At 63.2% G+C, this 1273-nt stretch carries 1 protein-coding gene; it reads left to right on the top strand.

Annotation, left to right across the window (positions count from 1 at the left end):
* Nucleotides 1–64: 64 nt before the first annotated feature.
* Nucleotides 65–1254 (top strand): IS3 family transposase gene (locus tag NKH52_RS35325; RefSeq protein ID WP_352736892.1). Its coding sequence is split into 2 segments (ribosomal slippage): nucleotides 65–314 and nucleotides 314–1254, totalling 1191 coding nucleotides; the frame shifts between segments, so codons are not numbered across the junction.
* Nucleotides 1255–1273 lie beyond the last annotated feature (19 nt).

Genomic DNA, 1273 nt, shown 5'->3' with positions numbered 1-1273 from the left:
TGACCTTGCCCCTCTGATCTAATCCGGTTTGAAGTTCGTTCTGGCCCATCGAGAGGACCAGGACATGAAACGTAGCCGCTTCTCTGAAGAGCAGATCATCGGAATTTTGAAGGAACACGAGGCCGGGGTATCGGTTGCCGATCTGTGCCGCAAGCACGGGGTCAGCGACGCCTCGATCTACAACTGGAAGGCCCGCTTCGGCGGGATGGATATCTCCGAGGCTCGGCGACTGAAGGCGCTGGAGGACGAGAACACGCGGCTAAAGCGGCTTTTGGCCGACGCCATGCTCGACAATGCCGCGTTGAAGGATCTTGTGGGAAAGAAATGGTGACGCCCGCGGCCAAGCGGAAAGCTGTCGCTCGCCTGAAGGAAGGCTTCGGGATGAGCGAACGGCGGGCGTGTAAAGCCATCGGCTGTTGCCGCATGACGGTTCGCTACGAGACCAGCAGGCCGGACGACCGCGAGGTTCGCGAGCGGATGAAGGCAATCGCGCAGGAACGTCGTCGGTTCGGCTACCGGCGTCTTCTCGTGATGCTGAGGCGGGAGGGCCTGATCGTGAACCACAAGAAGCTGTTCCGGCTCTATCGGGAGGAGAAGCTCGCCGTTCGCCGCCGTGGCGGCCGCAAACGGGCGATCGGGACAAGGGCGCCGATGCTGGTGCCGCTGAGGCCCGACGAGCGCTGGTCGCTCGACTTCGTATCGGACCAGCTCACCGACGGGCGCCGCTTCCGCATCATGGCCGTCGTCGACGACTGCACGAGAGAGTGCCTGGCACTCATCGTTGATACGTCTCTCTCGGGCATGCGGGTTGCCCGCGAATTGGACCGGCTCATTGCCGAGCGCGGCCGGCCGAGGATGATCGTCAGCGACAATGGCAGCGAGTTCACCTCGAACGCCATCCTTTCCTGGGCGGATCAGAGCCGCGTCGAATGGCATTACATTGCGCCCGGCAAGCCGATGCAGAATGGCTTCATCGAGAGCTTCAACGGCCGACTGCGCGATGAACTGCTCAACGAGACGCTGTTTACCTCGCTGGCTCAGGCGCGCGTCGCCATCGCCCTGTGGCGCGCCGATTACAACACCGCCCGGCCGCACTCCCAAATCGCCTGGCAGACACCGGCCGAGTTCGCCGGCACCTTCAATCCGCGACGGTCGCTCGCGCTGCGCTATGCCAAAGGCTCCGCGCCAGCGCCCGTCCCTTCACCCGCCCAGCAGGGCACAACCCACGCCGGAAACGAACTCAAAACTGGATAGAAACTGGGGGCAAGGTCAA

The sequence above is a fragment of the Mesorhizobium sp. M1066 genome (genome assembly GCF_040318635.1).
Taxonomy (GTDB): Bacteria; Pseudomonadota; Alphaproteobacteria; order Rhizobiales; family Rhizobiaceae; genus Mesorhizobium.
This window is presented reverse-complemented; position numbering and strand designations above follow the sequence as displayed.